This is a genomic window from Muricoccus radiodurans, from assembly GCF_050154705.1.
GTDB classification, from domain to species: Bacteria; Pseudomonadota; Alphaproteobacteria; order Acetobacterales; family Acetobacteraceae; genus Roseomonas; species Roseomonas radiodurans.
Genome location: NZ_CP189561.1, coordinates 1,677,514 through 1,703,006, shown reverse-complemented (window position 1 = coordinate 1,703,006; position 25,493 = coordinate 1,677,514). Strand labels below are relative to the sequence as shown.

Sequence of the window (25,493 nt, the reverse complement as noted above, 5' to 3'; positions counted from 1 at the left end):
TCCCCTCCAGCGGCCGTTGACGCAGGCGAGAGGAGTCCCGGCCGTCCCCATGCCCAGCGAAGCCCCTGACGCGCTCGGCGCGAGCCCGCCGCCGGCCGTCTCGGTGGTGATCTGCACCTACAACCGCCCGGAGCGTCTGCGGAACTGCCTGCGATCCCTCCTCGCGAGCCTCCACGAGGACGGTCTCCAGTCCGAGATCGTGGTGGTGGACAACACCGAACGTCCCTACGCCGAGGCGGTCCTCCGGGACTTTGCGCCAGAGGTGCCGGCGCGCGTCGTGCTGGCCAGCCCGCCGAACATCTCGGTCGCGCGCAATGCCGGCATCCGCGCGGCCCGCGGCCCGCTCATCGCCTTCCTGGACGACGACCAACTCGTCGAATCGGGCTGGCTGGCGGCGATGCTGGGGACGGAGCGGGACACGGGGGCGGACGTCGTGCTCGGCGCCGTGATCCCGCAGCACCTGGGCGGGCCACCTCCGCGCGGCGACTGGGGCCTCTACTCCCGACTGTTGGACCGGCCCTCGGGCACGATCATCAGCCTCAACGGACCGAATCGCCCGGATGGCTTCGCCTTCGGCACCGGGAACTCGCTCTGGCGCCGCGACACCACCCTCGCGGCCGAGAACCCCTTCGACCCGGAGTTCGGCGCCTGCGGCGGGGAGGATTACGAGCTCTATCTCCGATCCGAGCAGGCCGGCCGCCGCTTCGCCTGGTGCGCCGACGGAAAGGTGCTCGAGGCCGTCCCGCACGACCGCCTGCGTCTGGGATATCTGGTCCGCCGCGCCTTCAGCGGTGCCCAGGTCTATGCGGCGGCCACCATCCGCAACAGCGCGAGCCCCGTCCGGACGGCCGCAAGCATCATGGCGCGGGGCGCCGCACAGGCGGTCCTGCATGTCCTCGGCGCGCCGGTCCTCTGCCTGATCGCCCGCCTGCGACCGTCGCGCGCCGCGGCCGGCGCGCGCGGTGCGTCGTCCGGGCGAGAGCACTGCCTCGACGCGATGCTGTCGCAGGCCGCCTTCGGGCTCGGGAAGCTCGTCTGGTGGCGAAAGATCCCGCTCTACCGCATGGGCCCGCCGCCGGTGGCCGCGGCCGAGCCCGCCGGGCCGCAGGCTTCGCAATAGGCCCCGCGGAAGGCCAGCCCGTGGGGCTCATCCGAACGCGATCCCTGACCGCCCTGGTGGACCCGCCGCCCCGGCCGTGACATGACCGGCGCACTTCGCCCCGGGCGGGCCGGGGTTCGCCCGCGCGGAGGATCGGCATGCAGTGGGCTCTGACGGGTTCCCTCGCCGGCAGCTATCACCGCCACTGGCTCACGCGCTTCATCCCGACCACGCGCCACCGCTTCATCGACGTTCACGCGCTCTACGACCACGACCGCTCGCGGCCCTCGACCAGCCCCAGGGAGTGGCTCGACTACCTGCGCCACGCCCATCGCGGCCTCCGCGTGGCGCGGCTCACCCGCGATCCGCATGTGGGGCTCATCACCGTCTTCCCGCAGCTCACCCTCGCGGCCGGCCTGCTGAAGCGCGCCCTCGGCCACCGCCTGCCGATCCTCGCCTGGAGCTTCAATCTCGGGCGGGACTTCACCGGCTGGCGCGCGCGCCTGGCCCGTGCCGGCCTGGGCGCGGTGGACCGGATCGTCGTCCACTCCCGGCGCGAGATCGAGAGCTACGCCGCCCGCTTCGGCCTGCCGGGGGACCGCTTCGTCTTCGTCCCCTTCAGCGTGGACGTCCTCAACCCGGAGCACGCGGAGGAGGCGGAACGGCCCTTCCTCCTCTCGATGGGCAGCGCGAACCGCGACTACGCGTGCCTGTTCGAGGCCGTGCGTTCGCTCGACATTCCGGTCGTGGTGGTGGCCGGCGCGCACGCCGTGGCCGGCCTTGACATCCCGCCGAACGTGGAGCTTCGCGCTGGCCTGAGCCTCGCCGCCTGCCACGTCCTCGCACAGCGGGCGCGGCTGAATGTGGTCCCCATCCTCAACAGCTTCTCCGCCTCCGGCCAGGTCACGGTGATCGAGGCGATGATGTTCGGCCGCTGCGTCGTCGCCACCAACTCAATCGGCACGGAGGACTACGTCACCGACGGCGAGAACGGCGTCCTTGTGCCGCCCTCCGACCCCGCAGCCCTTCGGGGGGCGATTCTGGAGCTCTGGAACGACGCGTCCGCGCGGGCCCGGCTCGGCGCGGCGGCCCGGCGGCACGCGCTGGACCATCTCACGCACGAGGCCGCCGCGCGCCGCCTCGAGCAGCTCTGCGACGCGCTCGGGCCAGGGGCTGGCTAGACGGCACTCCGAAGGGCGGCTCGGCGGGCCGTCCTCACGGTTCCAGCGGGAGCGTCGCTCGAACACGCACCGCACCCTCTGACCAGATCAACCCTGAGGAGGTCAGCCCCCGGCCGTACCTCGCGCCAGCAGCCACGCGGTCGTGTCGCGCAGCCCTTCCTCCAGGCCCACCCGCGGCACCCAGCCCAGCCCGTCCCGCGCCGCCCCCGTCGGATAGGTTGCCCTGCGCGCGAAGAGCGCCATCTCGCTTCCCGCCGGTGCGCCGAGGACCCAGCGCGGCGCCAGCCCCGGCCGCAGACGCGCCGCCGCCTTGAACGGCAGGGAGAGCAGCGACCGCGCGCGCAGCCGTCCCGGCGGGATGGCGGGCAGGGGAGGGGCCCCGATCGCCTCCGCCAGCCGGACGAACCACGCGTTCCAACTGACCGCCTCCGGCCCGTTGACGTTGAACACCTGCCCGGCGGCCGGTGCCGAAAGCGCCGCCAGCACCGCCCCCGCCACGTCGTCCACGTGCACGAGGTTGCAGGTCCCCTCTCCGGCCTCGCCGAAGGTGCCCCAGACCCCCGCGCGGATGCGCTCGGCCATCTTGCCGACCCAGAGCGGACTGCCCGGCCCGTACACGATGGTCGGGCGAAGCCGCACCACCTCGATCCCGCGCGCGGCCAGGCAGGCCGCCTCCGCCGCCACCTTCCAGCCCGCGTAGCCCGGCGTGTCGGGGGAGAGGAGGGGCGTCTCCTCCGTCACCGCGCCCGCTGCCTCCCCGTAGACGGCGATGGAACTGAAATGCACGAGGCGCCGCACGCCCGCCGCCGTGGCCGCGTCCAGCAGCGCCTGCGTGCCATCCACCGTCACCGCGCGGTCGCTCACGGCGCAATGCACCACCGATTCTACGCCCGACAGCGCAGCGCCCATGCCGGCCGGGTCCCGCAGGTCCAGGCGGCGCGACCCGCCCCGCCCGTCCCGCGTGGCCGGCAGCACCTCCATCCCCGAGGTGCGGAGGTGACGCACGACATGGCCGCCCAGGAAGCCGCCGGCGCCCGTGACCAGGATTCCCGCCAAGATCCATCCGGCGCCGCGCCGGCCCCCTAAGCCGCGCGCACCCTGCCTCTGCCCTCCTCTTTTGCAAAGGCCGGGCGCCCGTTACGATCGGGCATCCCCGGAGAACCTCCATGCAGCGCAGCGTCGCCGGAACAGGGCGATGAGGATCGCGATCGTCGGCTGCGGCTATGTCGCGGACATGTACATGCAGACGCTCCCGGGCCTCGACGGGCTGACGCTGCTCGGCGTCTTCGACCGCGATCCCGACCGCCTCGCGACCTTCGCCTCCTTCCACCGGCTCCACGCCTATCCCAGCCTCGATGCCCTGCTCGCGGATGAGCGGGTGGAATGCGTCGTCAACCTGACGAACCCCCGCTCCCACCACGAGGTCAGCCTGCGCGCTCTGGAGAGCGGCCACCACGTCTACTCGGAGAAGCCGTTGGCCATGACGATGGCCGAGGCGGAGGAGCTCGTCACAACCGCCCGCGCCCGCGGGCTCGCCCTCGCGGCCGCGCCCTGCAACCACCTCAGCGATGTCGTGCAGGCGCTGCGGCAGGAGGTGGCCTCGGGCCGCCTCGGCCGCCCGCTGCTCGCCCAGGCCGAGATGGATGACGGCATGGTCTCCGCCCTGGACTACCCGTCCTGGCGCAGCCTCTCCGGCGCCCCCTGGCCCGCGAAGGACGAGTTCGAGGTCGGCTGCACGATGGAGCACGCCGGCTACCAGATCACGCCGCTCGTCGCCCTCTTCGGCCCGGTCCGCCGCGTCACCGCCTTCAGCGCCCTGCTGCTGCCCGACAAGGGGGCCGCCCTCGGCGCGAAGGACCTCGCGCCCGATCTCTCCATCGGCGTGCTCGAATTCGATGGCGGCATGGTGGCCCGCCTCACCAACTCGATCATCGCGCCCGCCGACCGCTCGCTTCGCATCGTGCTCGAGCGCGGCGTGGCGACGCTCTCCGACGTATGGGAATACCACACGCCCCTCCGCATCAGCACGACCGGCTCCGACCTCCGCGCCCGCGCGCAGCGCTTCGCGGAGAAGAAGCTCTCCGCCGTCATGCCGAAGCTTCTCTTCGGCCGCCGCGTCCCGGTGCGCCACGCCCGCCAGGTGCCGCGCACCCAGGGCGGCCACCGCATGGACTTCAGCCGCGGCATCGCCCAGCTCGCCGCCCAGGTCGAGCGCGGCGCCCCCGCGCTGGTCGGACCGGAACTCGCGCTCCACGTGACCGAGGTCACGCTGGCCCTGCAATCCCCGGCCGCCCCTGGCCAGGCGCAGGTCATGCGGACAAGCCTTCCCGCACCATGAGCGCGCCGCCCAACGTCACGGCCACCGCGGCCCGGTCCACCGGCCCCGCGCCGCGCCTCTCCATTCTCATCCCCACCTATGACAGGGACGTGCGCCCGCTCTGCGACGAACTCCTCGCGGGCATCGCGGCCCTGCCCGTGCCGGCGGAGGTCGAACTTCTCGTCCTCCTCGACGGCAACCCGGCCCTCCTGCACCAGGAGGAGATCGTCGCCCGCGCCGAGGGCCAGGGCCTCGCCGCGGCCGTCGCGGCCGCGCCCGCCAATCTCGGCCGCGCCGCGGCCCGCAACGCGCTCGCCACCCTCGCCCGCGGCCGCTTCCTGCTGTTCCTCGACGCGGACAGCCTGCCGGATGCGCCGGATTTCGTCGCCCGCGCGCTGGCCGCCTGCGACGATCCGGCCTTCGTCACCTGCGGTGGCCGGACAGGGCAGCGCATGGACCGCGCGCCGCCCGATTCCCGCCTCTTCGAGCAGCACAGCCGCCTGCGCGAATGGATTCCCGCGGCCGAACGGAACCGCGACCCCGCCGGCACCTTTCTCTCCGCGAACTTCCTCGTCCTCCGCGATCTCTTCCTCGCCCACCCCATCGACGAGGCCTTCCAGGGCTGGGGGTGGGAGGACACGGAATGGGCGCTGCGGATCGCCCGGCTCGCCGGCATTCGCCACGTGGACAACACCGTCTCCCACATGGAGCACCACCGGGACGCGTCCTGGCTCGGCAAGCTGGAGGCCTCCGCGCCCAGCTACGCCCGGGTGCACCGCCTCTACCCTGAAGACACGAAGCGGCACCGGCTCTTCGCCCTGATCCGGGCCGTCCACCCCGTCCGCGACTGGGACTGGGCGCGACGCGTCCTGCGCCGCCTCGTGCTGACGACCATCCTGCCGGTGCGCCTGCGGCTGCTGCTGCTGAAGATCGTTCAGGCCATGACCTACGCCCGCGCGCTCGCGGACGGAACCTGACGGGCCAATCCAGGATCTAACCGGATGATCCCGTTCTAGCCGCCCAGGGCGGTCGGCGTCAGAGAAGCTCCGCCACGCGCCGGGGCACGATCCGCCGCTCACCCGTGTACACGAAGCCCAGCAGGTCGCCGCCGGACCCCAGCGTCCAGTCCCGCACGCGGCGCGCCCGGTCGCTCCGCGTCAGCTCCCCGCGCACGGCGATGAGGTTCAGGTCCACCATCGCGGCGAGGCGGCGCATCGGGTAGCTCTCGTCGTCATCCGCCCCGATGATGATCACGACGTCGAAGGCGGCCCGGAGCTGGGCGATCAGCGCGCTCGTCTCCGACCACCCGGCCTGCGGGTCCGTCAGGTGGGAGTTCTGCGCGTCGAAGGAGACCCAGAGGTTCGGGATCACCGTGTTGAAGGTCAGCACGTGCCCCGGGGTCCGCTCCACCTCCAGCGGGCGGGAGCCGAGCGCGGCGAGATGCCCGCGCCCGTCCGTCTGCAGGTCGATGAGCAGCGTATCCGCCCCGCGCCGGTGGGCGAGTTCGATCGCCAGGGCGCGCGCCAGTTCGTCCCGCCCGTCCCGGCGGCCGCTGGACAGGATCTGGATGATGCTCGGGCGACGCCCATCCACCCGGGTATCGAGGAGATAGGCGGCGAAGTCCGCCATCTCCGGCATCGGCTTCAGGTCCCGCGCCGCGCTCTCCAGCGGCCCGAAGCGGGCCAGGGCCGGCAGCATCAGGCCGCGCTCCGCCTCCTCCGCCGTCGCGAAGACGCGGCGGGTGATCGTCAGCAGCAGCACCCCCGCCCCGAGCAGCAGCAGACCCGCCGAGATCCCGCCCAGCAGGAAGACGACCCGCCCGCTGCGCCCGGTCAGCGGAGCGTTGGGCGCCTCCAGCGTCTGCACGTTCGGCGCCGGGTCGCGTCGGGCCTCCTCCTCGGCGCGGGCCCCGGCCTCACGCGCGGTGAACTGCCGGACGACCGCCTCCATCCCCTCCCGCCGGCGGTTCAGGTCGCGAAGCTGGCTGTCCGCCTCCCGCAGCTCGTTCGCACGACCCTCCGCCGTCCGACCCTGCCGCTGGAGCTCGTCCAGCTGCTGCTGCAAGGCGGAGGTCTCGACCTGCAGCGTGACCACGCGCCCGTTCAGCAGCTCCACCGCGGGGTTCCGCACCTCCCGCGTGGTCTGGAAGGTGGAGCGCTGCGAATCCCGCATCGCCGAGCGAACCGTCGCGATCCGCTGGTCCAGCTCCCGCAGCGGCGCGTAATCCGGGGCGTACTGCGTGGCCATGTGCTGCCGCTCCAGCAGCAGCCGCGACAGCGTGTTGCGGCTGTCATCGTTCGGCGCCAGGTTCGTCGCCTCCTGCGAGGCAAAGACCCGCCCCGGCTGGGACGCGAGCTGCGCCTGCGCGGCCGCGAGCTGCGCCATCGCGGTGGCGCGCTGTTCCTGCACCCGCTCCTGGCGCTGCGTGATCCCGTCCAGCCGCTGCGCGGTCAGCTGGACCTCTTGGTTGATGTCCAGCACGTTGTAGCGCGACTTCACCGCCTGGATCTGCCCCTCCAGCTCCCGCAGCTGGTCGGCGTAGCGGGTCAGCTCCCCCACCAGGACCCGCGAGTTGCGGTCGGTGAAGATCTCCGTCCGCCGCTCGTAGTAGCTGTCCAGCAGCGCCGTCAGCGCCGCGATGGCCAGCTGGCGGTCGGTGTGCGTGAAGCTCAGCCGCAGGATGTTGCTGTTCGCGTCGCTTTCCACCCGCAGCGCGGCCCGCACGCGCTCCAGGGCGGTGAAGCTCTCCTGCGGGGTGCCCGCGCCCTCGAGGTCGGGGAAGAGCGTCCGGGTGCCCACGCGCGCCAGCATCCGCCGCGCGACTTCCTGGCTCTGGACGATCTCGACCTCGGAGCGGACGGCCTTCAGCATGTCCACCTGCATCACGGAGGGCCCGAAGCCGGAAATATCGGCCGCGCCCGCCCATTCGCGGGTGGTCAGGACGACGACGGACCCGCTCGCGGTGTAGCGCGCTTCCCGCAGCGCCCCGAGTCCCGCCGCGAGAAGGATGGGCAGCAGGAACAGCGCGAGGAGAAGCCGCCAGCGCAGGAAGGCCGTGACGACGAAGTCCCGCACGCGGAGGCGGGGCGGGGCGGATGCGGCCACCGGGGACGTCCCGGCCACCACGGCCTCGCGGCCCGCCCGGCCGCGGTCCGGCGCCATGCGGGCGGGCTCTGCGAGGACGAGGGCCTGGGAGGAGGTGCTCATGCCGGGCGGCCCCTGCCCAGGACAGCCCGGTCGAGGCGGCGATCGCCGATCAGGTGACAGGGATCCGGCACGGCCGATACGCCATCAGGCCGCGTCCCGGCTGATGCGCCGCGCAGGTCGGGATTCCCCTTCAAATGTGAAGTCCCCTCCGCGCAGTGTAGGTCGGGGGCGCCATCCTGTCCACGAAGAAGCACCCGGCGACGCTTGCAGGGCAACCGGTCGGCGTTGCGCGTCCCGCATCGAACAGCCTCCGGTGGGGTTGATGCAGGACAACGCGCACTTACCATGGGAGCGCCGGCCCGAGCGGGGCCGCAGCGGGGAGGGCCAGCACCATGTCCATCAGGCCGATACCCGGCGCGCCCCTCGCGCGCTCCGCGATGGCCTATGTCCTGGCCGGCGGCCGCGGCTCCCGTCTGATGGAGCTGACCGACCGCCGGGCTAAGCCCGCGGTCTTCTTCGGCGCGAAGTCCCGCATCATCGACTTCGCCCTGTCCAACGCGATCAACTCCGGCATCCGCCGCATCGCCGTCGCGACCCAGTACAAGGCGCACTCCCTCATCCGCCACATGCAGCGCGGCTGGAACTTCCTCCGCCCGGAGCGGAACGAGAGCTTCGACATCCTCCCCGCCAGCCAGCGCGTGTCCGAGACGGAGTGGTACGCCGGCACCGCCGACGCGGTCTGGCAGAACGCCGACATCATCGAGAGCTACGGCCCCCGCTACATGGTCATTCTGGCGGGCGATCACGTGTACAAGATGGACTACGAGAAGATGCTGCAGCAGCACGTCTCGTCCGGGGCGGACGTGACGGTCGGCTGCATCGAGGTGCCGCGCGCCGAAGCCTCTGGCTTCGGCGTCATGCACGTGGACGACTCCGACCGCATCCTCTCCTTCCTGGAGAAGCCGAAGGACCCGCCGGCCATGCCCGGCAAGCCGGACGTCTCCCTCGCCTCCATGGGCATCTACGTCTTCGAGACCCGCCTCCTGATGGAGGAGCTGCGGCAGGACGCGAACCGCGACGGCTCCTCCCGCGACTTCGGCAAGGACATCATCCCCCGCATCGTGGAGCGCGGCGCGGCCGTCGCCCACCGCTTCACCGATTCCTGCGTCCGCTCGGGCGCGGAGGCGGAGGCCTACTGGCGCGACGTCGGCACGGTGGACGCCTTCTGGCAGGCCAACATCGACCTGACCGACGTCGTCCCCGCCCTCGACCTCTATGACCGGGACTGGCCGATCTGGACCAACGGCGAGGTGACGCCCCCTTGCAAGTTCGTCCACGACGATGATGGCCGCCGCGGCATGGCCGTGGACTCCCTTGTCTCCGGCGGCTGCATCGTCTCCGGCTCCAGCGTCCGCCGCTCCCTCCTTTTCACGAATGTGCGCGTCCACTCCTACTGCGCGCTCGAGGGCTGCGTGATCCTGCCCGGTGCCAACATCGCCCGCTCCGCCCGGCTGAAGAACACGATCGTGGACAGCGACGTCCGCATCCCCGAGGGCCTCGTCGTGGGGGAGGACCCGGCCCTCGACGCTGCCCGCTTCCGCCGCAGCGACCGTGGCATCTGCCTCATCACGAAGCCGATGATCGACGCGCTGGAGCCGCCGCGGCGATGACCACTGCGCCGAAGCGCCGCGCCCCCCGCAAGGCCCGGCCGGCCCCAGCGCCGCCTCTGCAGGTGCTTTCCGTCGCCTCGGAATGCTTCCCGCTGGTCAAGACCGGCGGCTTGGCGGACGTGGTCGGCGCCCTTCCCGGCGCCCTGGCCGCGGAGGGGATCGCCGTCCGCACCCTGATCCCCGGCTATCCCACCGTGCTCCGCGCCCTGTCCGGCGCCGAGCCGGCGCACCGATTCGAAGATCTCTTCGGCGGCCCGGCCACTCTGCTGGCCGCCCAAGCGGCGGGGCTGGACCTTCTGATCCTCGATGCCCCGCATCTCTATGACCGCCCCGGCGGACCCTATTCGGATGCGGGCGGCCGGGACTGGCCCGACAACCCCCAGCGCTTCGCTGCCCTGTCCTGGGCCGCCGCCGAGATCGGCCGCGGCGCCATGCCCGGCTGGGTCCCGGCCGTCGTCCACTCCCATGACTGGCAGGCCGGCCTTGCCCCGGCCTACCTGCACTTTGCCGGCACGCCGCGTCCCGGCACCGTCATCACCGTTCACAACCTCGCCTTCCAGGGCTGGGCGCCGGCCCACCTCCTCCCCGAACTTCGACTTCCCGCGGACTCCTTCACGATCGACGGCGTCGAGTTCTACGGCGGCATCGGCACCCTGAAGGCGGGGCTCCGCCTCGCCGACCGGATCACGACCGTTTCCCCCACCTACGCCCGGGAGATCCAGCGCCCGGAGGACGGCCAGGGCCTGGACGGCCTGCTCCGAAGCCGCGCCGCAGACCTGTCGGGAATCCTGAACGGCATCGACGAGTCCGCCTGGAATCCTGCCGCCGACCCCCACATCGCCGCCCCTTATGCAGCCCCGGAGGGACGCGAGCCGAACCGCGCCGCGCTCCGGGCCGGGATAGGCCTGGACGACGACCCCGCAGCCCCGGTGATCGGCGTGGTCAGCCGCCTGACCGGCCAGAAGGGCATGGACCTCCTCCTTGCCGCGCTCCCGGCGCTTCTCGGTCACGGCATGCAGCTCGCCGTGCTCGGCGCCGGGGAGCCCGGGCTCGAGGCCGCCTTCAGGGAGGCTGCGTCCAGCCACCCGGGCCGCGTCGCCGTTCGCCTCGGCTATGACGAGTCCCTCGCGCACCGAATCCAGGCGGGTTGCGACGCCCTCCTCGTCCCCTCGCGCTTCGAGCCCTGCGGCCTCACGCAGCTCTGCGCGCTGCGCTACGGCGCCCTTCCGGTGGTCGCCCGCGTCGGCGGCCTTGCCGATACTGTCATCGACGCGAACGAGGCCGCGCTGGCGGCCGGTGTCGCCACCGGCTTGCAGTTTGCCCCCACCACCGCCCCCGCGCTGGAATCGGCCCTCGCCCGCCTCGCCGCCCTCTGGCGGGACCGTGACGCCTGGCGCGCGACCCAGCACAACGCGATGCGCGCCGCCGTGGGCTGGGCGGCCTCGGCGCGCCGCTACGCCCGGTTGTATCGGGAAGTCACCTCTCCGCGAGAATAACACGCACAGGTTGTATTAACGTCTCGTCCATCGTTCCAGCTAACGATAGCATTGGACGCGTTGCGCGCCCCCTCTCACAAAGGGGAGCGGCCCTAGCAGGACCCCCGATGGACAGCATCACTGCCCCCGTTGCCGAGAAGACCTCCGTGGACGCGGAGGTCGCCGCCTTCCGCGATGCCATCCTGTCGAAGCTCGCCTATCAGGTCGGCGGCCGGCCGGAGCGCGCCAGCGCCCGTGACTGGTTCCTGGCCACCGCGCTCGCCGCGCGCGACCGCGTCATGGACATCTGGCGCGCCTCGAACGACGAGACGCGGGCCAAGGACCGCAAGATCGTCTGCTATCTCTCCCTCGAATTCCTCATCGGCCGCCTGATGATGGACACGCTCGGGAATCTCGGCCTCATCGAGACGGCCCGGCGCGCCCTGAACGACCTCGGCGTCCCGCTCGAATCGGTCGTGGCGCAGGAGGCCGACGCGGCGCTGGGCAATGGAGGCCTCGGCCGCCTCGCCGCCTGCTTCATGGAGAGCATGGCCTCGGTGGACGTGCCCGCCTTCGGCTACGGCATCCGCTACGAGAACGGCCTCTTCCGCCAGCTCATCTCCGGCGGGTCCCAGCACGAGCTGCCGGAGGACTGGCTCGCCCTCGGCAATCCCTGGGAGTTCGAGCGCGCCGCGCTGAGCTACGAAGTCGGCTTCGGCGGCACCGTCCGCCCGGAGAGCGCCCCTGACGGCACCACCCGCATGGCCTGGCACCCCGGCGAGCGGGTCCGCGCCATCGCCTACGACACGCCGGTTGCCGGCTGGCGCGGCCGCCGCGTCAACACGCTGCGCCTGTGGTCCGCCCGCGCCATGGACCCCCTCGACCTCGAGGACTTCAACCGCGGCGACCACATCGGCGCGCAGGAGGAGCGGATGCGGGCGGAGTCCATCTCCCGCGTCCTCTATCCCGGGGACGAGACCCCCGCCGGCCAGGAACTCCGCCTGCGCCAGGAGTACTTCTTCGCCTCCGCCTCGCTGCAGGACGTCATCCGCCGGCACCTCTCGAATCATCGGGATCTCTCGGACCTCTCGGACAAGGTCGCGATCCAGCTCAACGACACCCACCCCGCTATCGGCGTGGCGGAGCTGATGCGCCTGCTGATGGACGCGCACGGGATGGACTGGGACGCCGCCTGGGCGGTCACCGTGCGCACCTTCTCCTACACCAACCACACCCTGTTGCCGGAGGCGCTGGAGACCTGGGCCGTGCCGCTGATGGAGCGGCTGCTGCCCCGGCACATGCAGATCATCTACCTCATCAACGCCCGCCACCTCGATGCCGCGCGCGCCGTGGATTCCAGCGACGCGATGATGGCCTCCGTCTCCCTCATCGACGAGCATCACGGCCGGCGTGTCCGCATGGGCAACCTCGCCTTCGTCGGCAGCCACCGCATCAACGGCGTCTCGGCGCTGCACTCCCGCCTCGTGCAGAACGTGCTCTTCGCGGATCTGGACCGCGTGCATCCCGGCCGAATCAACAACAAGACGAACGGCATCACCTTCCGCCGCTGGCTGCACCGCGCCAACCCCGCCCTGTCCTCGCTCATCACCGAGGCGATCGGCCCGGCCTGGCTGGACGACCCCGAGCGGCTGCAGGACCTCGTCCCGCACGCGGACGACGCCGCCTTCCGCGAGCGCTTCGCCGCCCAGCGCCGCATCGCGAAGGACGCGCTGACCGAGCTCACCGTCGCGCGCACCGGCATCCGCCTCGACCCCGACTCCCTGTTCGACGTGCAGATCAAGCGCATCCACGAGTACAAGCGCCAGCTTCTGAACGTCCTGCAGACCGTCGCCTACTACAACGCGCTCCGCTCCCAGCCCGGAGGCAACTGGGTGCCGCGGACGAAGATCTTCGCGGGCAAGGCGGCCGCCAGCTACCACCAGGCCAAGCTCATCATCCGTCTGGCGAACGACGTCGCGAGCGTCGTCAACAACGACCCGAGCGTGCGCGGCCTGCTGAAGGTCGCCTTCCTGCCGAACTACAATGTCAGCCTCGCGGAGATGATCATCCCCGCCGCCGACCTGTCCGAGCAGATCTCCACGGCCGGCATGGAAGCGAGCGGCACCGGCAACATGAAGCTCGCTCTCAACGGCGCGCTGACCATCGGCACGCTCGACGGCGCGAACGTCGAGATCAAGGAGCGCGTCGGCGATCCGGAGATCTTCATCTTCGGCCTCACGGTCGAGGAAGTGGCAGCCCGCCAGCGCCGGGGTTACGACGCCCGCGCCGCCGTCGCGGCCTCTCCGATCCTCGAGGGCGCGCTGGAGGCGATCGCGTCGGGCGTCTTCTCGCCCGAGGAGCCGCACCGCTACCGCGGCCTCGTGGAGGGGCTGCTGAACGACGACCGCTACCTCCTCACGGCCGACTTCGATGCCTACTACGCCGCGCAGCGCGACGTGGCGCAGCGCTGGGGCCGGCCCGAGGCGTGGTGGCGATCCGCCGTGCTCAACACCGCCCGTGTCGGCTGGTTCTCATCCGATCGGACGATCCGAGAATATGCCTCGGACATCTGGCACGTGCCCCTGGGCTGATCCCCTAAGGGGCGGAGGTCGGGTGCGACCGTCCTCGGCTTCCGCGGCAGCCATCCAGAAGAAGATGAGTGGGGGCCGGAGGAGAGAATCCTTCTCTCCCCCGGGGCCATCCGGGCTGCCTATTCCGGCGTGATCCGCCCGATCCGCGCCGTGTCCCGCCAAAGCGCCAGGTCCCGCACCAGGAACTCCCGGAACGCCTCCGGCGAGAGCGGCGGGCTCTCGCCCCCGCCCAGGGCCACGCGTTCCGCGATCCGCGGCAGCCGCATCGCCTCGATGATCGCGGCGTTCAGCGCCGCAACGACGGGCGGCGCCATCCCGGCGGGCCCGAGCACGCCGAACCACGCCGCCGCGTTCCGCGCCTCTGGCACCGCGTCCCGCATCGGCGGCACCTCGGGATGCGCGGGCACCCGCCGATCGGAGGTGACGGCGATGGGCCGCACCTTGCCCTCCCGCATCAGCGGCGCCGCGACGTCCATCGGGGCGAACATCGCGTCCACATGCCCGGCCACCACGTCGACCAGCGCCGGCGAGGTCCCGCGGAACGGCACCTCCGGTCCCGATAGCCCGAGCGCCGAGCGGAACAGCACGGTCTGCATCTGCAGGGAGCTGCCCACGCCGCCGATCGCGAAGGAGTAGCGGTCCGGCCGCGCGCGCGCCGCCGCGACGAAGGCGGCGAGGTCCCGCTCCTGCACGGATGGTCCCACCACCAGCACGCTCGCGGTCAACTGGGCCAGCAGCGCGACCGGCGAGAAGTCCTCCAGCGGCCGATAAGGCACGGACCGCATGAGCACGGTGTTCAGCGTGTGGGATGTGTAGGCGATCAGCAGCGTCCCGCCATCCGGCGCCGCCCGCGTCACGGCGGTGGCGGCCACGTTCCCGCCGGCGCCGGCCCGGTTCTCCACCACGACGTTGCGCCCGAGCTTCTCCCGCAAGGGCTCCGAGACCTCCCGCGCCAGCGTGTCGGTCGTCCCGCCCGGCGTCGCCCCGACGATCAGGGTGATGACGGGCGGCAGTGCCGCCTGAGCCCAGCCCGTCCGTGGCAGAAGAAGGGGCGTCGCCAGGGCGCCCGCCAGCGCGGCACGCCGCGTGATCCGCTGGGTCATGGCCTTTCTCTCCCTCGTCACTCCGGCGCCTCTTACCAGCCGCGGGTGGGGGAGGGGACCCTCTAGCCGAGCAACTCCGGCCGGTACTCGAAGTGCATGGTGTCGTAGTGATACCACTTGCCGCCCCAGATGAAGCGCTCGGCCTCGAACACCTCCACGATCTCGAAGGGGATGCGGTTGCGGTAGGGAACCTCCCCGCGGTTCCGCGCCCAGACCCAGTAATCCGAGGACCGGACGTTCACGTCGATCGCCGCGGCATAGCCGTGCATGCTCGGCAGCCCCGTATCCGCCACTGGCCGGCAGTTGAACGTCCCGGCGGAGGGCACGAGGTAGGCCCGGAACCGGTCCGGCAGCGTCTGCAAGCCCGCGACCACCCGCTCCAGCCGCCCGGCCACGTCGTTCACCGTGCTGACCGGCAACGACTGCCCGCCGATCCAGGACACGCGGCGGTGCGGCCGCTCGAAGCGGCAGTCGCCGTACATCTTCACGAAGAACTCCGTGTTTCGGATGCGCCCGGGGCTGTGGTCGGGCGGCGGCGGCCCGGATGGGCGCCCGGGCTCGTAGACCTGCCGCAACTGATCCGCGATCGTCGCGCCCTGCAGCATCGCCTCGAAGGTCCGCTCCGGCAGCCCGGTCCCCATCGCCATCCGCGTCCCGTCGCGCCAGACGAGCACGTCGCCCTCCGCGCGCGAGAGATGGTCGGGATAGGCGCGCAGCAGCCGCTCCACCCGCACCGGGCCGGGCTGTGCGCCCGGCACTTGCCTCGAGAGGGACGTACCCAGCAGACCTGCCAGGACCGCGCGGCGGCCGGTCATGGCCGGCCGTTCAGCCCGCACAACCGGTCACACGCTCGGCCCGGCTGATCTCCTCCACAAGCCGACGCTGCTGCGGGGTGAGCGGAACATCGCTCAGCTTGTCGTAGCGGCCGCCCGCATGGCCGAAGGTGCTGATGCCGCGCGGGGTGCGGAAGCAGCAGCCGGCGTCGCGATCGATCTTGTTGCGGGCGACCCAGAGTTCGGAACAGTTCAGGCTACGGAACTCCTGCGCCATCAGCGACCCCTGGCCGAGCACATGCATCGCGGCGAAAGCCGGGATCCCCTGACAAACCGCCGCATGCCCTTCCCTCCGCCACCGGGGAGCGACGCTACACGGCCCCCCGCGAGTCGGCCCACAACCTGGCCGGAACGGCGCCGGACGATCCATCAACCCGCCATCGCTGTTCGCCATGGCCAGCCCGGCGCCGGGTGACGCAGGTCAGTGCAGCGTGACGCCGGCGGGACGATGGGAGAAGACCGGCGGCAGCCGCAGACCAGCCTCCTCCATGGCGGACGCGAAGCGACGCGCGGCGTCCAGCGCCGCCGGCCAGGCTTCCGGCAGCAGCCAGTCCGAGAGCACGTCGAGCCCCCCTCCGCTTTCGCCCCGTTGAACACTGGCCACGAGCCGCAGCATCCCCGCCTCGTCCACGCTGAGGGAGGGGCAGGGCGGGCACCGCACGTCGAGTGACCGGCAGGCGGATTGCGCAACGATCGACATGAGCCGGTGGAAGGCGTCCGACCCCACCGCGCCGAGTCCCGCCAGCCTCATGATTCCGCGCCAGTCGGGATGGGACGCACCGGGCCTCTTCAGCGTGACGACCCAGGTGCGGAGGGCGGCCGCCACGAAGAGCTCTCCCTCGCGCAATTCCATCATGATGCGCTCGCCGGGATTGGGGGGATGGCGTCCGTCGCAGACCCCGTCATCCGAGCCGGACGTCAGGGAAGGGGGAAGCGGGATGGGCAAGATCGGAACCCTTTCGCCAGATGCGCTTCCCCGCTTAACAGATATTGAGAGTCGTTCGCAAATAGCGGCCCGTAGCGCCACCGCAGATGACTCGTCGCCTCTCGCTCCCGGGTCAGGGAGGCGACAGAACCAACGCCCTCATCCGCCCTGTCAGCCGAAGTACCCGCGCCACCAGGTGACGAAACGCGTGAGGCCGGTCCGCAGGTCCGTCGTGGGTCGCCACCCGAAATCCCGCTCCATCGCCGAGACGTCGGCGAAGGTCGCCGGCACGTCGCCGGGCTGCATCGGCATCAGCTCCCGCCTCGCCTCGACGCCCAGCAGCTCCTCCAGGATCGCGACAAGGTCGAGCAACGGCTCCGGCCGGGAATTCCCGATGTTGTAGACGCGGTGCCCACCCGCCTCAGGCGGATGGTCGAGCGCGGCGAGGACCCCGAGCACGATATCATCCACATAGGTGAAGTCCCGCACCATCCGTCCCTCGTTGAACAGGCGGATGGGACGGCCCTTCAGCATCGCGTCCGTGAAGAGCCAGTAGGCCATGTCCGGCCGGCCCCAGGGACCGTACACCGTGAAGAACCGCAGCCCCGTTAGCGAGAGGCCGTAGAGGCTCGCATAGGCGTGGCTCATCGCCTCCCCGGCGACCTTCGTCGCGGCGTAGAGCGACGCCGGCCGATCAACCCGGTCCTCCTCCCGGAAGGCGCCGTCCGTGCGGGAGCCGTACACCGAACTGGTGGAGGCGTAGACCGTGTGCCGGATGCGCCCCTCGGAGCGCCGCACGCCCTCCAGGATGGACAGATGCCCCGTCACATTCGCGGCCGTGTAGGCGAAGGGCGCCTCCAGCGACCAGCGCACCCCCGCCTGCGCGCCGAGATGCGCGACGCGGTCGAGATCCGGCTCCGCCCGCATCAGGGCGAGCACCGCCTCATGGTCCGAGAGATCCAGCTGATGGAAGGCGAAGGCCCCGCTCGGCGCGGTTCCCGTCATCGCGGCGAGCCGCGCGCGCTTCAGCGCCGGGTCGTAATAGGGGGTGAGGTTGTCCAACCCGATCACCCGCTCTCCGCGCGCGAGGAGCGCCCGGCAGACATGGGCCCCGATGAAGCCCGCCGCTCCGGTGACGAGGACGCTACCCATGACGCGACCGGTGCCGGCATGGCAGCGATCCGGCCGTCAGGGGGAAAAGCATCGGGAAACCTGTGAGAGGGCGGGGGCTCACCCCCTACAGGATGCGGTCATCGTTGGCCAGGGCAGGCCCGCCCGGGGACCCCGCGCGTGCTTGGGCCGAACGGCCGCAAGCGCGACGCCGCGAGGCAGGACCGCGGCCGGGGATCAACCGCCGCCCGAGACCTCGAACCGCGGCAGGAAAAGCCCGACATCCCGCTCCACCCGCAGCCTGACCGGCAGGCCGACGCGGAGCCTGCCGTTCGGCCCGAGGATGTTCGTGATCAGCCGCGGCCCCTCCTCCAGCTCCACGATGGCCACGTTGTACGGCACCCGATCCGCGAAGGCGTCGTGATACGCCTTGTGGAACACGACCCAGCTCACGACGCGCCCGCCGCCGCCCGCCGCCTCCCACACCGCCTCGGCGGAAAGGCATCGCGGGCAGGCGTCCCGCGGCGGCAGCCAGGCGTGACCGCAGGCCGCGCAGCGCTGGAAGCGCAGGACGCCCTCCGCCAGGCCGTCCCAATAGGGGCGGGTCAACTCGTCCAGTTCCGGCTTCGGCAGCTCCACCTCAGCCTCCCAGGATCAGCGTGGCGTGGGTGTGCATGGTGCCGCCCTGGTTGCTCACCAGGGCGTGCCGCACCCCCGGCACCTGCGACACGGCCGTGCCCCGCACCTGCCGCACCGCCTCCTGCACGAGTTGCAGCCCCGGCATGCCCGTCTCCGACAGCAATCCCCCCGCCGTGTTGATCGGCAGGTCCCCGCCCATGCCGATCCGCCCCTCCGCGACGAAGCCCCCCAGCTGGTCCGGCGGACAGAAGCCGTAATCCGCCAGGGTCATCAACGGCGTCACCGTGAAGCAGTCGTAGAGCTGCGCCACCTGCACATCCCCCGGTCCGATCCCGGCCATCCCGAACGCCGTCCGGGCCGAGGCCTTCGCCTGCGTCGAGGAGAGTTCCGGCCGCAGCGTCACCTCCCAGGAGCTGTGCCCCTGGCCGAAGCCGAGGATCGGCACCGGCGCTGCCACCCCCAGTTCCCGCGCGCGGCGTGCCGACATCACCACCACAGCGGCCCCCCCATCCGAGACGAGGCAGGCATCATCCCGCCGCATCGGCTCGATCATCACCGGCCCGGCAAGGTACTCGTCCATCGTCAGCGGCTTGCGAAGCTGCGCCTGCGGGTTGGCGGCCCCATGCGCCCGGCACGCGATGGCGACCCCACCGAAGGCCTCGGGCGGCACGCCGTGATCGTGCACGAAGCGCCGCTGGATCATCGCGTAGCCCGCGGCGGTGGAGAACCAACCGAACACCGCGTCGTCGCCCCGCGGCCGGTGGAACACCTGCCGGCTGCCGCTGCGCGGCGTGTCGGCGTAGCAGACGAGCGCGACCTCGCACTGCCCCGCCTCGATCGCCATGACCGCGAGCGAGATGAGGGTGATGTTCGCCGCCCCGCCCTGATCCAGCGCGAAGCTCATCCGCGGCTGCAACCCCAGCGCCTCCGACAGCTTCTGCGCGTAGAGGATCTCGCGCGCCGAGGTTGGCGTCTTCACCAGGACCGCGTCGACCGATTCCTTCCCGATCCCGGCATCCGCCAGCGCCTTCCCGCACGCCTCCACGTTCAGGGATATCGAGGACCGCCCCGGCAGCTTGCCGAAGGCCGTCGCCCCGATCCCGGCGATCACGCAGCGTCCCCGCATCGCCTACTCCGCCCGCAGGTCCAGCGCGCGCAGCACGCCGCGCCAGTGCTCCACCTGCGCCAGCACGAAGCGCTGCGCCTCCTGCGGCGAGGAGTGCAGCGGCTCCGCGTTCAGCCGCTCCAACTGCGTCCCGACATCCGGCCGCGCCATCACGGTGCCGATGGCGCCCGACAGGCGCTCCAGGATCGGACCCGGCGTCCCCTTGGGCAACATCGCGACGTACCAGGAGCTGACATCGAACCCGGAAAACCCCTGCTCCGCCATGGTCGGCACCCCCGGCATCACGGCGGACCGCTGCGGGTTCGCCAGCGCGATGGCGCGCAGCCGCCCCTCCCGCACATGCGGCACGCTCGTCGTGCTGTCGAACATCGCCCCCACCACGCCGCCCAGCAGGTCCGTCACCGCCGGCGCCGCGCCGCGATAGCTGGCGATCTCCGCCTCCACACCCGCCTGTTTCAGGAACAGCCGCGTCGCGATATCCGGCGACTGCCCCTGGCCGGAGGAGGCGAAAGCGAAGCGCCCCCGCGACCGCCGGATATGCTCCACCAGCCCCGCCACGTCTCGAACCGGCAGATCGGCCCGCACCACGAGCGACACCGGCGCGACCATCAGCGTGGAGGCATAGGCGTAATCCCCCGCCTCGTAGCCCGCATTCGCCTGATACACCGGATTGATCGCCACCGACCCGGTGTTCCCGATCAGCATCGTGTATCCGTCCGGCGCCGCCGCGGCCGCCATCCGCATCCCGATCTGCCCGCCCGCGCCGCCGCGATTATCCACCACGAAGCTCTGTCCGAGGATCGGCGGCAGGTGCTGCGCCAGGATGCGCCCGATCACGTCGGTCGGCCCGCCGGCCGCGATCGGCACGATCACCTGCACCGGCCGGCTCGGCCAGCCCTCCACCCCCTGTGCCCGCGCCACCCCCGGCGCGGCGAGGAGCGCGAGGACCCCACGGCGCGAGGCCCTCACGGCACGACGTCCGCCGCATCGCGCTGCAGGATGTGCTGGTCCGCCCCCAGGGGCCGGCTGGGCCAGCGGATATCCCGCGGCACATCCTCGAAGACCAGCGGGCTCGTCGGCAGCGTCACGCGCCCGCCCTCCGGATGATCCACCTCCACCAGCGCCTGCCGCGCCCGCAGCTGCGGGTCCTCCATGACCTCGAACAGGTCCTTCACCGGCGCGCAGGGCACGCCGGCCGCGCCGAGCCCCCGGAACAGCTCGTCCTTCCCCCGCGCGCCCGTCCATCCCGCCACGAGGTCGTCCACCGCCTGCATCTGCGCCACCCGCGCCGCCTTCGTGGCGTAGCGCGGCCCCCGCGCCAGCTCGCCCTGCCCGAAGAAATCCGCCAGCGCGAGCCAGTGGCCGTCATGGTTGCAGATGATGGCGATGTACCCGTCCGCCGCCGGATAGACGTTGTAGGGCGAGATCGAGAGCCCGCCGTGCCGGTTCCCCGTCCGCTGCGGCGCCGCCCGACCCGCCGTCGCCACCATCCCGACATTCGAGGTGAGGGAGGGATAGACGCATTCCAGCATCGCCACCTCCACCGCCCGCGCGCGTCCCGTGCGTTCCCGCTCCAGCAGCGCCGTGACGATGGCGCCGTAGAGATGCACCCCCGCCCCGAAGTCGCACATGGCCGGACCCGCCTTCATCGGCGGACCGTCCTCCTCCCCCGTGATGCCCATGACCCCGCTCATCGCCTGCACGACCAGATCCATCGCGGGAAAGTCGCGATAAGGCCCGGTGGACCCGTAGCCGGAACTGCTCGCGACGATCAGCCGCGGGTTCACCTCCCGAAGCACGGCCAAGGACAGCCCGAGCCGCTCCATCACCCCCGGCCGGTAATTCTCCACCAGCACGTCGGCATCCCGCACCAGCCGCAGCAGGTCGGCGCGCCCCTCCGGCGCCTTGAGGTCCAGCACGACGGACCGCTTCCCTGAATTCAGCATCAGGAAGGGAAGCTGCGATCCCTGGCCCGGCCGCTTCCGCAGATGCTCCCCCTGCGGCGGCTCCACCTTGATGACGTCCGCGCCCGCCATCGCCATCAGGAAGGTGGCGTAGGGCCCGTTGTAGATCTGCGTCAGGTCGATGACCCGGATGCCATCCAGCGGTCGGGACATCAGCGACCCTCGAAGCGCGGCGCGCGCTTCTCCCGGAAGGCCGCGCGCCCCTCCTGCACGTCCTGTGATCCCTGGAGGATGCGGTTGACCATCTGCTCCATCCGCAGCCCGTCCTCCAGCGCCACGTCGCGGGACCGCACCGCCAGTTCCTTCGCCGCCTGCACCGCCAGCGGCGCATTTGCGGCGATCCGCCGCGCGTAGTCCCGCGCTGTCTCCATCAGCCGCTCCGGCGGGACGATCGCGTTCACCAGCCCCCAGCGCTCCGCCCGCGCCGCGTCCATCGGGTCGCCGGTCAGCAGCATCTCCATCGCGATGGCGTGCGGAAGCTGGGCTGCCACCCGCTGCGTGCCGCCATTCGCCGCGATGATCCCGCGCTTCACCTCGGACAGCCCGAAGGTCGCGCCGGGCACGCAGACCCGGATGTCCGTGGCCAGCAGCAGCGTCACCCCGCCCCCCATGCAGGCCCCATTCACCGCCGCGATGACCGGCTTCCACACCTCCAGCCCCCGATTCAGCAACTGCCCCTTCTGGGTCAGCCACAGCTCCGCCAGCTCGAACTCCCGCCCGATGAACGACTTCAGATCCGCCCCGGCGCAGAAGGCCCGATCCCCCGCGCCGGTGATGATCGCGCAGCGGATCGCGGTATCATCCCGCACCCGCATCCACGCTGCCGTCAGTCCAGCGTAATGCTCCGCGTCCAGCGCGTTCCGCACCTCCGGCCGGTTGATCGTGATCGTGGCAACGCCTTCTCCGTCCACCTCCAGGTCAATGGACATCAGCGCGCCTCGTTCCGCCCGATCAGCGTGCGCGCCAGCACCATGCGGTGCACCTCGGACGGCCCCTCGCCGATGCGCTTGATCCGCAGCTCCCGGTACCACCGTTCGAGCGGCATCTCATGCGCCACCCCCATCCCGCCGAGGATCTGGATGCAGCGGTCCACCACCCGCCCCGCCGTCTCCGTCGCCGTCACCTTCGCGATGGACGCATCCACCTTCGGATCGCGCCCGAGATCGGCCGCCCAGGCCGCCTGCCACACCAGCAGCCGCGCCGCGCGGAGCTCCATCTCGCTGTCCGCGATCATCCACTGGATCGCCTGCTTGTCCGCCAGCCGAGACCGGAACGTCTCCCGCTGCCGTGCCCAATCGATGGCGATCCCCAGCGCCGCCTGCGCGATCCCCAGGCACCCCGCCGCATAGGGGATGCGCCCCTCGACGAGCCACTTCTCGCAGAGCTGAAACCCCTGTCCCTCTTCCCCCAGCCGGTTCTCCACCGGCACCTCGACATCCTGAAGAGACAGCTCATAGGGCACGTAGGACCGGATGACGGGGATCGGCTTCTTCCCCAGCCCCTTGGCATCCGCGTCCACGATGAAGCAGGTGATCCCGCCCCGATCCCCCTGCGCCCCCGTCCGCGCGAAGACCAAGCCCCAGGACGCGCTTCCCGCGCCGGTGATCCAGAGCTTCGTCCCGTTCAGCACGTAGCGGTCCCCGCGCCGCTCCGCCCGCGTGCGGATCGCCCGCGCCGGATCGGCACCGCCGGACGGCTCGCTGATCGCGACGAAGGCCTTCTTGCCCTCCTGCACCGACCGCACGCCGTAGCGCGCGATCTGGTCCGGCGTGCCCAGCCAGATCGCGTTCGGCGGATCGGCCCCGAACGCCCCGCAGGCCGGGATATAGGCCCCCATGCGGCACTTCGCCGCCTCCTCCGCCAGCACCGCCTGGCCCAGCAGGTTCAGCCCCGCGCCGCCATACTCCTCTGGCGTCCGCACGCACCACAGTCCCAGCGCCCGGGCCTTCTCCTGCAACGGCCGCAACTGATCCGGCGGCAGGGAGAAGGCGTCATGCGGCTGCCGATCCTCCACCGGCTTCACCTCGGTCTCCATGAAGCGCCGCGCTGTCTCGCGCAGAAGTCGCAGTTCCTCCGGCAACTCCCACGCGCCGGTCTCCTGCGCCGCGGCCGGCGCGCGCGCGGGACGTTCAGCTTCGACCACGTCCGCCATGCGTCTCCCCCAACCGGTGCGCCCGCGCGCCGGCTCCGTTCCTGCGGCGACTATTGGCCGGGGGTGGGGGTGGGTCTAACACCATCGCCGTAAGGCCCCGATGCCGCGGAAGCATCGGCCGGCGGGGAGGACGGGCCTTGGAGCTGAGGCAGCTTCGCTACTTCGTCGCCGTCGCGCGGCAGCAGCATTTCGGACGCGCGGCGCAGCGGCTGAACATCGCCCAGCCCGCCCTCAGCCGGCAGGTGCAGCAGCTGGAGGAGGAACTCGGCGTCCGCCTCTTCGACCGCCACACCCGCGGCGCCTCCCTCACGCCGGACGGCCAGCGCCTGCTCACCCGCGCCGAGGCCCTGCTCGCCGAGGCCGAGACCCTCCGCCAGGACGCCCACCGCGGCAGCGACGGCCCCAGCGGCACCGTCTCGCTCGGCGTCTCCCCCGGCATGGCCGAACTCCTCGCCGTCCCCCTGGTCACCGCCTGCGCCCGCCAGCACCCGGAAATCCGCCTGCGCATCGTCAGCGGCTTCTCCCCCCTGCTGCACGACTGGGCACTGGAGGGCCGGCTGGACATGGTCATCCTCAGCGGCGCCGGCGACCCCACGCGCTTCGCCATGACGCCGCTCCTGCGGGAGCCGCTCTGCCTCCTCTGCCGCGCCGACGACCGCCGCTTCCCCGGCACCGAGACCGACCTCGCCGCCGTCGCCGCCGTCCCCCTCGTCCTCACCGGCCCGCCCGAGGCCGCCCTCCAGCGCGTGGTGAACGAGGCCCTGACCCCCCTCGGCCTCACGCTGGACGCCGTCGCGCAGGTGGACACGGCCGCCGTCTCCAAGCGCCTCGTCCTCGCCGGCCTCGGCCCGACCATCGACGTCGCCGCCATGGCTCGCGCGGAGATCGCGCAGGGCCTGCTGAAAGCGCTGCCGATCGGAAACCTCCAGATCCACCGCACCCTCGCCCGGCTGCGGGACCGCCAGGCTTCGCCGGCCGCCGCTGCCGTCGCCGCGGCTCTCTCCGCCTGCGCGCGGGACCTCGTGGCCACGCAACTCTGGCCCGGGGCCACCGCCGCCGCCTGATGCCGGCGCGCTATCGCCGCCTTGCCGCAACGCTGTTGGACGCCCTCTCTCCGCCCCGGAAGGATTGCCTCCGTCCAGGAACCAGACGACGGGGCTCCGACGCCCCGCGCCGGAGGAAGCGTTGGCCCCCACGACCCTCTCCCGCCGGGGGGCGCTCGCCGTCGCCGCGGCGGCCCTCGCGCGCCCGGCTCTCGCGCAGGAATTTCCCGCTGCCCCGATCCGCATCGTCGTGCCCTTTCCCGCCGGCAGCACGACCGACCTGCGCGCCCGCCTCTTCGCGGACCGCATGGCGGCGGACTGGCGCCAGCCCGTGGTGGTGGACAACCGCGGCGGCGCGAACGGCTTCATCGCCGCGGAGCTCGTCGCCCGCGCCCGTCCCGACGGCTACACCGTGCTCTTCGGCTCCAACACGCTCTTCTCCACCAACCCCGCCATGTTCCGGCGCCTGCCCTACGACCCGGTGGGAGACTTCGCGCCGATCACCCTGATGGGCGTCTCGCCCATGGTGGTCCTCGTGAACAACCGCCTTCCCGTCCGCCGCGTGGAGGAGTTCCTCGCCTATGCCCGCGCCCGCCCGGGCCGGCTGAACTTCGCCAGCGGCAATGGATCCAGCCGCGGCGCGGGGGAACTCTTCAAGGCGATGGCCGAGCTCGACATGGTCCATATCGGCTACCAGTCCTCCCCGCAGGCACTGACCGCACTCATGGCCGGGGACGTCCACCTCTTCATCGTGGATGGCGGCGCCGGCGTCCCCCCGGCGAAGGAGGGGCAGCTCCGCGCCATCGCGACCACGGGCCGCGAGCGCATGGCAACCCTCGCCGAGGTGCCGACCGTGATGGAGTCCGGCGTGCCCGGCTACGAGTTCGCCTCCTGGACCGCCGTCTTCGTTCCGCGCGCGACGCCACCGGAGATCGTCGCCCGCCTGCACGGCAAGATCACCGAGATCGGTCGCCGCCCCGAGATCCTCGAGCGCATGCAGGCCGATGGCAGCGCCCCGCGCTTCGGCCCGCCGGAGGAACTCGCCGGCTTCATCGCCGAGGACGTCGTCCGCTGGCGCCGCGTCGTCGAGATCTCCGGCATGGGAGAGGGGTAGGGAA

22 protein-coding genes are annotated in these 25,493 nt (G+C 71.9%); 9 read left to right on the top strand and 13 right to left on the bottom strand.

Going from position 1 to position 25,493, the window contains the following annotated elements:
• Positions 1-49 precede the first annotated feature (49 nt).
• Both ACP6CK_RS08470 and ACP6CK_RS08465 read left to right on the top strand, forming a co-directional pair.
• The gene (locus ACP6CK_RS08470; protein WP_426958443.1) at positions 50-1,120 is read left to right on the top strand and encodes a glycosyltransferase family 2 protein; all 1,071 of its coding nucleotides are present in this window, start codon (positions 50-52) and stop codon (positions 1,118-1,120) included.
• 137 nt (positions 1,121-1,257) lie between these two features.
• Entirely contained in the window at positions 1,258-2,280 is a 1,023-nt protein-coding gene (locus ACP6CK_RS08465; protein WP_426958442.1) for a glycosyltransferase, read from the top strand.
• Between the two features lie 102 nt (positions 2,281-2,382).
• Here ACP6CK_RS08465 and ACP6CK_RS08460 read toward each other — a convergent pair whose 3' ends face one another.
• Entirely contained in the window at positions 2,383-3,336 is a 954-nt protein-coding gene (locus ACP6CK_RS08460) for an NAD-dependent epimerase/dehydratase family protein (protein WP_426958441.1), read from the bottom strand.
• A 139-nt stretch (positions 3,337-3,475) separates the two neighbouring features.
• Between ACP6CK_RS08460 and ACP6CK_RS08455 the strand changes: the two genes are divergently transcribed.
• Together ACP6CK_RS08455 and ACP6CK_RS08450 are read left to right on the top strand one after the other, a co-directional pair.
• Entirely contained in the window at positions 3,476-4,618 is a 1,143-nt protein-coding gene (locus ACP6CK_RS08455; protein WP_426958440.1) for a Gfo/Idh/MocA family protein, read from the top strand.
• Positions 4,615-5,574: a glycosyltransferase family 2 protein gene (locus ACP6CK_RS08450; RefSeq protein WP_426958439.1), complete on the top strand. Its 960-nt coding sequence runs from the start codon at positions 4,615-4,617 to the stop codon at positions 5,572-5,574. The genes ACP6CK_RS08455 and ACP6CK_RS08450 overlap by 4 nt, the downstream gene beginning before the upstream one ends.
• Before the next feature lie 58 nt (positions 5,575-5,632).
• Here ACP6CK_RS08450 and ACP6CK_RS08445 read toward each other — a convergent pair whose 3' ends face one another.
• On the bottom strand, positions 5,633-7,804 hold the full coding sequence (locus ACP6CK_RS08445) for a hypothetical protein (RefSeq protein ID WP_426958438.1): 2,172 nt from the start codon (positions 7,802-7,804) through the stop codon (positions 5,633-5,635).
• Between the two features lie 332 nt (positions 7,805-8,136).
• On the opposite strand from ACP6CK_RS08445, the gene glgC reads away from it, so the two are divergent.
• From glgC to ACP6CK_RS08430, 3 genes are all read left to right on the top strand, one after another.
• On the top strand, positions 8,137-9,414 hold the full coding sequence (gene glgC, locus ACP6CK_RS08440; RefSeq protein ID WP_426958437.1) for a glucose-1-phosphate adenylyltransferase: 1,278 nt from the start codon (positions 8,137-8,139) through the stop codon (positions 9,412-9,414).
• Positions 9,415-9,470: 56 nt separating this feature from the next.
• Complete coding sequence (gene glgA / locus ACP6CK_RS08435; RefSeq protein ID WP_426959892.1) at positions 9,471-10,910, top strand: glycogen synthase GlgA; 1,440 nt, start codon at positions 9,471-9,473, stop codon at positions 10,908-10,910.
• 107 nt (positions 10,911-11,017) lie between these two features.
• A complete protein-coding gene (locus ACP6CK_RS08430) occupies positions 11,018-13,480 on the top strand; it encodes a glycogen/starch/alpha-glucan phosphorylase (RefSeq protein ID WP_426958436.1) in 2,463 nt (820 codons plus the stop codon).
• A gap of 119 nt (positions 13,481-13,599) precedes the next feature.
• Here ACP6CK_RS08430 and ACP6CK_RS08425 read toward each other — a convergent pair whose 3' ends face one another.
• From ACP6CK_RS08425 to ACP6CK_RS08375, 11 genes are all read right to left on the bottom strand, one after another.
• The gene (locus ACP6CK_RS08425; protein WP_426958435.1) at positions 13,600-14,583 is read right to left on the bottom strand and encodes a Bug family tripartite tricarboxylate transporter substrate binding protein; all 984 of its coding nucleotides are present in this window, start codon (positions 14,581-14,583) and stop codon (positions 13,600-13,602) included.
• A 62-nt stretch (positions 14,584-14,645) separates the two neighbouring features.
• Entirely contained in the window at positions 14,646-15,398 is a 753-nt protein-coding gene (locus tag ACP6CK_RS08420) for a M15 family metallopeptidase (protein WP_426958434.1), read from the bottom strand.
• Positions 15,399-15,408: 10 nt separating this feature from the next.
• The gene (locus tag ACP6CK_RS08415) at positions 15,409-15,660 is read right to left on the bottom strand and encodes a YARHG domain-containing protein (RefSeq protein ID WP_426958433.1); all 252 of its coding nucleotides are present in this window, start codon (positions 15,658-15,660) and stop codon (positions 15,409-15,411) included.
• Positions 15,661-15,837: 177 nt separating this feature from the next.
• Positions 15,838-16,272, bottom strand: coding sequence for a hypothetical protein (locus ACP6CK_RS08410; RefSeq protein ID WP_426958432.1), 435 nt, complete (start codon positions 16,270-16,272; stop codon positions 15,838-15,840).
• 240 nt (positions 16,273-16,512) lie between these two features.
• Positions 16,513-17,493, bottom strand: a complete 981-nt coding sequence (locus tag ACP6CK_RS08405; RefSeq protein WP_426958431.1) for an NAD-dependent epimerase/dehydratase family protein — start codon at positions 17,491-17,493, stop codon at positions 16,513-16,515.
• Between the two features lie 195 nt (positions 17,494-17,688).
• On the bottom strand, positions 17,689-18,090 hold the full coding sequence (locus tag ACP6CK_RS08400) for a Zn-ribbon domain-containing OB-fold protein (RefSeq protein ID WP_426958430.1): 402 nt from the start codon (positions 18,088-18,090) through the stop codon (positions 17,689-17,691).
• A 1-nt stretch (position 18,091) separates the two neighbouring features.
• Entirely contained in the window at positions 18,092-19,216 is a 1,125-nt protein-coding gene (locus ACP6CK_RS08395) for a thiolase family protein (protein ID WP_426958429.1), read from the bottom strand.
• A gap of 3 nt (positions 19,217-19,219) precedes the next feature.
• Positions 19,220-20,185 (bottom strand): Bug family tripartite tricarboxylate transporter substrate binding protein, encoded by a 966-nt coding sequence (locus ACP6CK_RS08390; RefSeq protein WP_426958428.1) that lies wholly within the window; start codon positions 20,183-20,185, stop codon positions 19,220-19,222.
• Entirely contained in the window at positions 20,182-21,333 is a 1,152-nt protein-coding gene (locus ACP6CK_RS08385) for a CaiB/BaiF CoA transferase family protein (RefSeq protein WP_426958427.1), read from the bottom strand. Before ACP6CK_RS08385 ends, ACP6CK_RS08390 begins: the two co-directional genes overlap by 4 nt.
• Positions 21,333-22,109, bottom strand: a complete 777-nt coding sequence (locus ACP6CK_RS08380; RefSeq protein ID WP_426958426.1) for an enoyl-CoA hydratase/isomerase family protein — start codon at positions 22,107-22,109, stop codon at positions 21,333-21,335. The genes ACP6CK_RS08385 and ACP6CK_RS08380 overlap by 1 nt, the downstream gene beginning before the upstream one ends.
• Entirely contained in the window at positions 22,109-23,332 is a 1,224-nt protein-coding gene (locus tag ACP6CK_RS08375; protein ID WP_426958425.1) for an acyl-CoA dehydrogenase family protein, read from the bottom strand. The genes ACP6CK_RS08380 and ACP6CK_RS08375 overlap by 1 nt, the downstream gene beginning before the upstream one ends.
• Positions 23,333-23,469: 137 nt before the next feature.
• Here ACP6CK_RS08375 and ACP6CK_RS08370 point away from each other — a divergent pair, with 137 nt between their 5' ends.
• Both ACP6CK_RS08370 and ACP6CK_RS08365 read left to right on the top strand, forming a co-directional pair.
• Positions 23,470-24,396, top strand: coding sequence for a LysR family transcriptional regulator (locus ACP6CK_RS08370; RefSeq protein ID WP_426958424.1), 927 nt, complete (start codon positions 23,470-23,472; stop codon positions 24,394-24,396).
• 121 nt (positions 24,397-24,517) lie between these two features.
• Positions 24,518-25,489, top strand: a complete 972-nt coding sequence (locus ACP6CK_RS08365; RefSeq protein ID WP_426958423.1) for a Bug family tripartite tricarboxylate transporter substrate binding protein — start codon at positions 24,518-24,520, stop codon at positions 25,487-25,489.
• Positions 25,490-25,493 lie beyond the last annotated feature (4 nt).